The following is a 9,610-nucleotide window of genomic DNA, read 5'->3' as shown; positions in this document are numbered from 1 at the left end:
GATTATTGAAGATTTTATCTTGATAAACCCCAGGGTTATTCATCCATTTCTTCTGCTGCCTGGCTATTTTGGCCGCAAATGGTTTACTCAGCACTGATCGGAATCCCATATACTATACGGTTCTGTTTTTTTTGAAGGTAGTTCACCAAAATTACACTTTCAATCACAACTCACACAAAAATAATTTTATACAACGCTCTACAACATCTGTAAAAATGTCACGTAAACATTTTTGCACAATTATTGCCACAATTTTTATCATTCATTAATCAAACATAGTCGATATGCGAAAAACTGCTGGAATCATTCTCATTAGCTTTCTATCAGGTATTGGTGGTGCTTATACGTTTTTTGAATTGCAACCACAGGTAGTACCTGATAATTTAAATAAAAGTTACTCTCATCAGGTTAAGAATGAAAACACAGAATCTATACCTTACAGTAATAATAAATCCTCTTTTAACCTTAATGAAGATTTTGTAGCGGCTTCGAAGATAAGTACGCAAAGTGTGGTGTACATCAAAAATATATCTGAGTACACATATTCCAGAAGTTATCTTGATTGGTTTTTTGACAAATCGAGCTCACAAACGAGAATAAGCAGTGGTTCTGGTGTGATTTTTAGCAAAGATGGATATGTAGTAACCAACAACCATGTAGTACAAGATGCCGATGCGTTGGAGGTGGTATTTGATAAAAAAACTTACAAAGCAGAGCTTATCGGCACAGACCCTTCTACTGATCTGGCAGTTTTAAAAATTGATGCTAGAAATCTACCTGCTATTCCTATTGGTAGCTCAAAAAGTTTGGACGTGGGTGAATGGGTAATTGCTGTTGGTAATCCATTTAACCTAACCTCTACGGTTACTGCAGGAATTGTGAGTGCCAAAGGCCGACAGATTAACATACTGCAAGGTAAATTTCCGATAGAGTCTTTTATACAAACCGATGCCGCTATTAACCCTGGAAACAGCGGTGGAGCACTTGTAGATAAAAATGGAAATCTGGTTGGTATAAATACTGCAATACTATCAAGAACGGGCTCTTACGCAGGCTATGGTTTTGCTGTACCTATAGATATTGTAAAGAAGATAGTGGGTGATCTCATCGAATATGGTGAAGTGCAAAAAGCCTTTTTTGGCGGTGAGGTATCTGATTTTACAGAAGATTTAGCCAACAGATTAGACATACAGATTGATCCTAATAAATCACTCAACGGTGTATTGCTCACCTACCTACAAGATGAGGGTGCAGCAAGCAAAGCCTCTTTGAAAGAAGGTGACATCATTCTTAAAGTAGACGATGCCATAATTGAGGGCAAAAGTGCTTTTGAAGAAGAGTTGAGTTACCACTCTCCTGGAGACAAAATAATGATCACCTATAAGAGAAATGGCAAAATCAATAGTACCTCAGTAGTACTTACCAATCGGGAAGGAACCACCAGTATACTAAAACGCGAAATCTACACTTCAGAATCACTTGGAGCACAGTTTGAAGCTGTACCAAAAGTGGAGCGTGATATACTTAATATAACTTATGGAGTTAGGGTATTTAACATCGAAAGTGGCCTTTTAAAACGTGTTGGAGTTACAGAGGATTTTGTAATTACTGATATCAATAGAAATGCCATTGAGACCCCGGAACGACTAGTTGAAATTTTAGAAAACATCCGTGGCCGGGTGATTTTGGAAGGAGTAAATAGCTCGGGCCGAGAAGGCTACTACTCTTTCTATCTAAGGTAAAACATTACACACACCTTCAAGTTGAAGGTGTGTTAATTTATTTTTTAACTCGCATAGATGGATACACGCTAAAAATCAGCGAAACCAATAATACTACGCCAGGTACTGCCAGAAACATTCCTAAAGAAAAAGAGGGTTTAAAAGGTGCATCAAGCACAGACATAAGTATAGGAGTAATTTGAATTGACCCGACTACACCGATAATTAAACCAAGCAAAGCAGCCACAGAAGAAATCAGCAAAGACCCTTTAAAGAAATAGCTAAAACCAATACCCTCTGCCAGGACTGTTTTATAGGTTGATAAAAGTAATACATTCATTAGCCCAATTCCTCCACCTAACAACAGTGCTGCTATTGTAAGACCAACAGCTAGTTTGCCAACAAAGAGAATTTTCCTCATTTGTCTTACTCTCTGTTCATTTACGATTGTAAAAAAGCCCTGATTCTCTCCAAATTCGGTTTTCAAAAACTCAGCTACCTGTCCTTTTACTTCAGGTACATCTTCTATTGAAGGGGCCAACAAAACAGTGATAGGAGTTTTGCCAGTCAATTGCTCTTCATTCAGCAGTGTAATGGGTACAAATGCCCTTCCTGTAGTTTCATTAGTAGACACCAAACCCACCACCTCATAAGTTTCGTTTGCGAAAGAAATATTTTCACCTACCACATTACCCGTACTGTCTCCCATTATTTCATAAGATAATTGAGTAGAAACAACAGCCACCTTATTTTTTCGATATAAATCCTGAGGCTCCAACCACCTACCGGTGATCATATTGCCCTGATTTCTTTCTGTCTCGTTTACATAAGACAAAAGGCCAATTCCAGATTTTTTCTGATCAGTTGCTATTACTATACGACCAGGATAATTGGACTCTACATACGCACGCACACTGTCAATTGTGATATAAGACTCCAAGGATTTCAGTAAGTCGTAATCTATATGTCTTACATTGTTTTTTCTTAGGCGTACACCACCTACCTCATTGTAAGTGTTGCTTTCAACAATAACAGCTTCCAGTTGCTCTGTTTGAGAGACTTTCTTCAAGGCCAGCAGCTCCACTTTTTCGGTAAGCGCCAAGGTGCCTATCAATAAGGCTACACCGAGTACTAAACCTAAAACTGAAAAAAATGTATGTATGAAATGTTTACCCAGATAGGTATATAAATTTTTTGTCATATCAGATTTTGAGACGCTAAAAATGGGTCACGTCACTTATTTTTTCCTCTTTTTATTATTGTATGGTGATACTCCCGAGAGCTGTTCCTGCTCTATGACTGTTGTCACTATACTTGTTTTCCCGTCATCCATGCGTGTCCAGATAGGAACTATCCTACCCTCGTGTGCAGCAATGTTGGTGTAGTCTCCAAAAAACTCATCCTCAGAGGGAACAAAAGGCTTTTCGCTAATTTTTACGTTTTCGAAAGAAGCACCTCCATTTACTGAATATGCCAAATATACGTCAGTTTCCATACCTTCCGAAGCCCTACGGTCATAATAGACAATATAAATAAAGCCTGTTGCATTATCCACCGTCATCCAGCTGAGGAACTGGTGACTGCCTGCTTCGTCATCATTAACTCTCACTGGCCTGTCCCATCTATCACCATAATTATAAGAGCGCATAAACCATATATCAGTATCGTCTTCTCCATTTCGCTGATCGGCCCAGTTTAAGTACGTGGCTCCTCTGTAAATGGTCTCACTATTATCACATACCAAAATCGGCATGCCATTGCTTCGATTAAGCCCGGGTATATCCAAAGTCCAGCCACCTGGTTGTGAAGCCACTTCTATATCATTTCTTAGCCAGGTTTTTCCTTTGTCAAAGGATCTATCCATGTATATTTTACTGTCGTAAGCCCAGGCTACCATGAGCTGACCCTCCGGCCCCACAGCAGGCACTGCGCCTTCTGTAGTTTGGTCATCATCGATACAGTTTCCTGATTTTTGATTTAGTTGAATAGGGTCAGACCACTTATTGCCATTTTTAGACTCAGAAAACAAAATATTTGATTTGCACTCCTCATCTTTTGAGCCATAAGTATCGAATTCCGTCCAGGTGGTGTAGATGTTATTACTGTTTAAGTCTACCACAGCCCACTCTTTATCCTGATCTTTTGGGTGATTATATCCTATAGAGGCTCCTTCTGACCAGGACTCTCCCCCATCTGTTGATTTTTGACAAACAATCCGATCTAATATCTCTTCACTATCCCAGCCTTCGCCTGTTGGATCAGATAGATGGAAGTAGTAAAAATCGCCTTTCTTATCAGATATTACCACAGGGTCTCCATAAACACCATGCGGTGACGTGAGCCTTTGGGTTACCCAGGTTTTGCCACCATCAGAAGACACGTAGGTTTTGTCCAATATGGCTGCTGTCACTATATTATCGTTATCTTTTAAACTAATTGCCACGCTTGGCTCAGACGGCTGTCTGCCACCATCACCACCCGCATCGAGTATAATATTTTTAAACTGACCATTAGCCCCTGTTGACACTAATAGAACCGCACACAAAAAAATTAAATGTTGAAACATATTTACTGCTATCTCTTGTAATCTTCTTTTTAATTTTCCACCTCGGAACCGATGTACAGTTCCTTTAGTTACAATGATGTAGCAATTTAAATTATGAAAATAACATTGTCTATAGTTATTTTTTGGTTTTGTGCTTTTGCACCCGCAATCGCTCAAGATTGGAAAAGTCACTATGATAGCGCTTCTTACTACTGGAACTCAGATTTATCGAAGGCGATAAAACACTTAAGACAAAGTGAAAAGATCGCTTTATCTGAGCTTGGTCTGTACGACCCCAACTACCTTATCATCCTTAGTGATCTTGGTCTGGCACAATTGCGCAATCGTGATTTTCAAAAAGCAGAAAAGAACATGAAGCAGGCGCTAAACCTAAAAGAACAAGTGCTGCCTGCCAATCATCCTGAAATAGGGAAATCGCTGCTAAACCTTGGTAATCTTTATAATACGCTGCAAAACGACAGTCTAGCTCTCTCACACTATCAACAAGTGAAGTTGCACCCAAAGGGCCAGGCAGTATACTTTGAAGCACTGGAAGCTACATCATTTTTATTGGGTAAAGATTCATGGAAATTAGCCCATGAAAATTTTAAGAAGGCTATAGCACAGCTACTTGAAAACAACCCAACTGACAACCTGCGTATTTGGCTGCAATTGATTGAGGCCAGAATTTTATTAGGATCTCCAGACTTTGAATCTGTCGAACAGATTTTATCCTCCCTCACAGAATTGATTTCATACGCCAGTGTATCTCAATCGCTAGTATTTCAATACCATTACTTAAATGGCCTTAAAAACCAACAAAGTTTAGCCTATGCAAAAGCAGAAATAAGCTTTTTGGAAGCCTCCAAATACCAGACTGGCAAGACCAACGATCAGATAAACCTCTACGGTCAGCTCGCTGCTGTTTATCATAAAACAGGCAACTTCGAAGAGTCTAAAAATTATTACAATAAAGCTTTAGGACTGTGTACAGACAAAGCCGCAAACTATGATAAATCTTGCCGGCTTATAAAAAACAATCTGGCTAACCTGTACCTAAATTCAGATCTTCTAAGTGAATCTCAGGAACTCTATGATGAGGTAATTAATGAATATAAAACCTTACCAAAAGACTCTATTTACTACACAGCAAAATTTGGGCAAGGGCTCATCATGATGAAACAAGATGATTATGCGCTGGCAGAACAATTATTTACCGAGGCAAGAGCTGAACTTAATCAAAAGGACAATCAAAGTCTTCTGGCTACAGCAAAAAACAATCTTGGACTCATTGCTCTGTCTCACAACGACTTTGAGGGCTCACGGTCATTATTTGAAGAAGCACTTACCCATAAAAGTAAAAGTCATGGCAGGCAATCTATTGAAGCTAAAGACATCATAAATCATTTAGCACTCAGTTCTTGGTTAGCGGGTGATCGTATACAGGCAATAGAATATTTAGAAGAATCTCTAGCGCTGATTGAAAAAGAAATAGGGTTTGTCTTTCCTTCTCTCACATTGCTTGAGCAAACTCAGTATTATGAAAAACTCAAGCTCGATTTTGAAAAATTTTACAGTATAATACTCACAGAAAAAGAGGTAAACCCTGAATTATTAAAAAGCATCTATCAACATCAAATAAATGTAAAGGGACTACTATTTAATTATGAAAGAAAGAGGTCTGAATTAGTGCAATCAGTCAATGATCAGGAGCTTAATAATAAATATCAGCAGCTTCTTGATATGCGAAAGAAGATTTCTTTTAACTATAGTAACTCAAAAGTGGATGCCTCGGTAAAAGATCTGGAAAAGGACATCAGGAATCTGGAAAAGGAAGTTGCAGCCGCTATCGATGAAGAATCAGCTATAGAGTCACAAACCTGGGAAGACATACAAGCTTCACTGGGTGAAGATGAAGCATTTGTAAATCTCATTCGTTTTAGAAAGTTTTCAAACTCTACAGCTCCTTTAATCAAATCTGATGAGCGCTTGCGAGTTGGATTTACGGATAGCATTTATTATGCAGCCTTAATTACAACCAAACAGACTATAGAGGCTCCTAAATTGGTATTGCTTAAAAGAGGGAAATATCTGGAGCAAAGGGCAAATACCTACCTTAAAAATGCTACGAGATTTAACGTAGTAGAAGATCATTCTTACAGATTTTACTGGGAGGCTGTCGATAAAGAGTTAAAAGGTAAATCAAAAATATTTGTCTCTAACGATGGGGTTTACCACAAAATCAATTTAGCCACACTTTACGATCCTAATTATGGCGATTACCTGATCAAAAAATATAATATCATTTATGTGATAAACCCGGGTAGTAAGCCAAACAAACAGAAATTTACGAACCGATCGACAAATTCTGTAGCCTTATTTGGCAACCCGTATTTCGGTGGTGATGGTGAAAAAACTGATTTTAACCCTTTGCCCGGAACAGAGGATGAAATAAGAATACTAAGCAAAAAGCTGTCAGGGTATGGTTGGCAGTCTAAGTTATATAGCGGTAAGGCTGCCAGTAAACAAGAGCTTAAATCGGTTGGTCAACCGAGTATTTTGCACCTCGCTACTCATGGCTTTTATATGGATACAGCACAGCAATCAGCAGTTTACCAATACCCGCTGCTTAAGGCAGGCTTAGCACTTGCTAATACCAATGGACAAGGCAGAGAAAATATCCTTACAGCGTTTGAAGCTAGCAATCTTTCTCTCCTTAATACCGACCTTGTCACACTTTCTGCCTGTGAATCAGGGCTTGGTGACATTAAGCATGGTGAAGGAATATATGGCTTACAGCGAGCATTTCTTACAGCCGGTTCTAAACAGGTAATGTCTAGTCTGTGGAAAGTAGACGACCAGTTGACCACTTCGTTTATGGACTACTTTTATAGTGGCTTAATTGATGGCAATAGCAGTGAGGACGCACTACGCAAGGCCCAGCTCGCTATGAAAGCAATAACTAATGACCCTAAAGATTGGGGAGGCTTTGTATTGATCAATCCATAAAGCCTCTTAATTCACCAGGCCATTTATTTTATCTTCATTTACCGAGATAGGAAGCCTTACCGGAGTGTTGGCAGGCAGTATATCGTCAGCATTGCGATTATTTAAGGTCAAAATCTTAAGGAGAGAAACATCAGCCTTTCGAGCTAACTCATTTACACCCATTTCTTTTGATAAAAAATAGGTTTTTGTCTCAGCTACATATGAGTTGTACTGTGCTGTGATATTAAACTCTACTCTTCTATTTTTCTGCTTACCTAATGGCGTATTGTTAGAGGCTAGTGGGCTACTTTTACCCATAGGCACAACGGATAGACTGGTATAGTCAACCCCTAATTCGTGTAGATAGGCTAACGCGGTCTCGGCTCTTTTACCAGAAAGTTCAAGGTTATAGCTGTCTGACCCAGTATTATCGGTATATCCCAGAATTTCTATTTGTGCCTCAGGATTGCTCTTAAGGTAATCTGCTAATTCTGCCAAAGCGGCTTTTGCCTCTGGCCTCAGACTATACTGATTATAATCAAAATAGATGTTATCAAATTTTTCATCAGCTACAAAGTCATCCTTAAAACTTACCTCTTCTTGAACTATCAGTGGTTTACTCACATAAACCGGGAAGTTTTTAAACATAAGATAATTGCCTTGCTCTGCCGGAATGTTTGTTAACCTTATTTCCCCAGACTCATTAGACAGGGTTTCTTTTACTTTCTCATCTAATTTGTTGTGTATTACTACTGTTGCATTAGGAATTGGCCTTTGGCTTACCGAGTCTATTAATTGACCCATGTAAGAAAAACTGGCAGACTCATGATTTTCTGAAAGTGTAATATAATGCTTAATACTCTGCTCTTTCTCAATTTGTGTACTTAGTTGAGTGTTTACCACTTTCAATAGCATTTGATATTTTTCTTCTGTCATAGATGATTTAAAATTAGAAAAATCATCCCCTGATAGTTTTAATCTAAATAACTCATTGGCCAGCAACTTGTCTCTATAAGACAAATCTTCATACCTAACGGCACCATCACTACCAGCAATGGAGAGGTCTGTCATGTAATTATTACCGATACGTGAGGTTAACAAGATATCACTACCCGATCTACCCGATTTGAGAGATAATGTTGATAAAAATGATATCTCAGAATTAATGTCAGTATAGAAAATATCAAAATTGCCTAAAGACTCTATCCTATTACTAGACCAATAAAAATGGCTTGCATCCATTTCGGGAAAAAGATCATCTCTGGAAGTATTAAAAGGCACGCCAAAGTTATAAATAAGGGTATCACCGCTTGACATACCTTTACCCATGAATAAATCAAAACCACCAAAACCCGCATGACCTTTAGAGGCGAATAGCAGTGTATTGGGAAATACTGTAGCTTTTGGTGTAGCCTCATCAGCCTGTGTATTGATAACCCGACCCATATTGATGGCCGGCCCCCAATTTTCACCTCCACTATTTACACACATCCAGATGTCATTTTTACCAAAACCACCCTTTCTATTAGAAACAAAATACAGAGTATCTCCGGTATAACTGATACTTGGTTGCCGGTTATCGGCATTGGGTATATTCACATTTTCGTTGAGCATTTTAGGCTCCGGCCACGAACCATCAATTTGCTGAACAACATAGATACGGCACCTCGGATCGCAGGAGGTGTAATAGTACTTAGTTTTATTATGGTTAAACATACCACTACCATCATTATAGTTGGTATTCAAACCATCAAACGTCTTAATTTGGCTCCAATTTCTAGCCTTTTTTTCTAAGGCATATATATCTGTGAATGATTCTCCATATCTTAAATCTACTGAAGAACGCTTGTTAACCCTACCACTTGTAATATAAACAAGACTATCATTAAATGGTGAGAGTCCATAATCATTATATACAGAGTTAAGCGGCTCAGGAATAAGCTCTAATTGATAAGGTCTAATATTTCTCTTATCCTCTTCTGCCAATCGATTGCCTTCTACAGCAACTCTGGCAGCCTCCACAACTTCTTTGTAATCCATATCTGAATCATGCTGATTAATAAACTCCAATAAATGTAGAGTTGATTCGCGATACCGACCGTTATATTTAAGCATTAGGCCCAGATAATATTTGGCCAGTGGGTATTTATCCGGGTAAAGAGAAATCAATTGGTTATAGAATGACTCTGCCTTATCATACTGAAAAGTCAGACGGTAACTTTCTGCCAGATTATAAATCGGGTGCGCCTGATTATCCCCATGCTGTAATGCTCTTTTGTAAAACTCAATAGCCTCCGCATAATTTTCCCTTTCATATGCATTGTCGCCCCGGGTTAGGTACCATTGCTGGTCTTGG

At 38.7% G+C, this 9,610-nt stretch carries 5 protein-coding genes; 2 read left to right on the top strand and 3 right to left on the bottom strand.

Translation table 11 applies throughout. The annotated features are described in order from the left end of the window. Window positions 1-284: 284 nt before the first annotated feature. Entirely contained in the window at window positions 285-1,742 is a 1,458-nt protein-coding gene (locus tag E1176_RS11675; RefSeq protein WP_155210793.1) for a S1C family serine protease, read from the top strand. A gap of 37 nt (window positions 1,743-1,779) precedes the next feature. Here E1176_RS11675 and E1176_RS11670 read toward each other — a convergent pair whose 3' ends face one another. Together E1176_RS11670 and E1176_RS11665 are read right to left on the bottom strand one after the other, a co-directional pair. After that, window positions 1,780-2,922, bottom strand: coding sequence for an ABC transporter permease (locus tag E1176_RS11670; RefSeq protein ID WP_155210792.1), 1,143 nt, complete (start codon window positions 2,920-2,922; stop codon window positions 1,780-1,782). A gap of 36 nt (window positions 2,923-2,958) precedes the next feature. Then, complete coding sequence (locus E1176_RS11665) at window positions 2,959-4,266, bottom strand: sialidase family protein (protein ID WP_246206009.1); 1,308 nt, start codon at window positions 4,264-4,266, stop codon at window positions 2,959-2,961. Window positions 4,267-4,380: 114 nt separating this feature from the next. Here E1176_RS11665 and E1176_RS11660 point away from each other — a divergent pair, with 114 nt between their 5' ends. After that, complete coding sequence (locus E1176_RS11660) at window positions 4,381-7,275, top strand: CHAT domain-containing protein (protein WP_155210790.1); 2,895 nt, start codon at window positions 4,381-4,383, stop codon at window positions 7,273-7,275. A 6-nt stretch (window positions 7,276-7,281) separates the two neighbouring features. Here E1176_RS11660 and E1176_RS11655 read toward each other — a convergent pair. Further along, a partial coding sequence (locus E1176_RS11655; protein ID WP_155210789.1) for an OmpA family protein occupies window positions 7,282-9,610 on the bottom strand: 2,329 nt, incomplete at its 5' end.

This window comes from Fulvivirga aurantia (assembly GCF_009711475.1).
Lineage (GTDB): Bacteria > Bacteroidota > Bacteroidia > Cytophagales > Cyclobacteriaceae > Fulvivirga > Fulvivirga aurantia.
Note: the sequence above shows the minus strand (reverse complement) of the source record. Positions and strands in the feature narration are given on the sequence as shown.

Excerpts from the sequence above, each read along its gene's own strand:
- E1176_RS11660 (WP_155210790.1), top strand. The coding sequence starts at position 4,381 with ATGAAAATAACATTGTCTATAGTTATTTTTTGGTTTTGTGCTTTTGCA.
- E1176_RS11670 (WP_155210792.1), bottom strand. The coding sequence starts at position 2,922 with ATGACAAAAAATTTATATACCTATCTGGGTAAACATTTCATACATACA.
- E1176_RS11675 (WP_155210793.1), top strand. The coding sequence starts at position 285 with ATGCGAAAAACTGCTGGAATCATTCTCATTAGCTTTCTATCAGGTATT.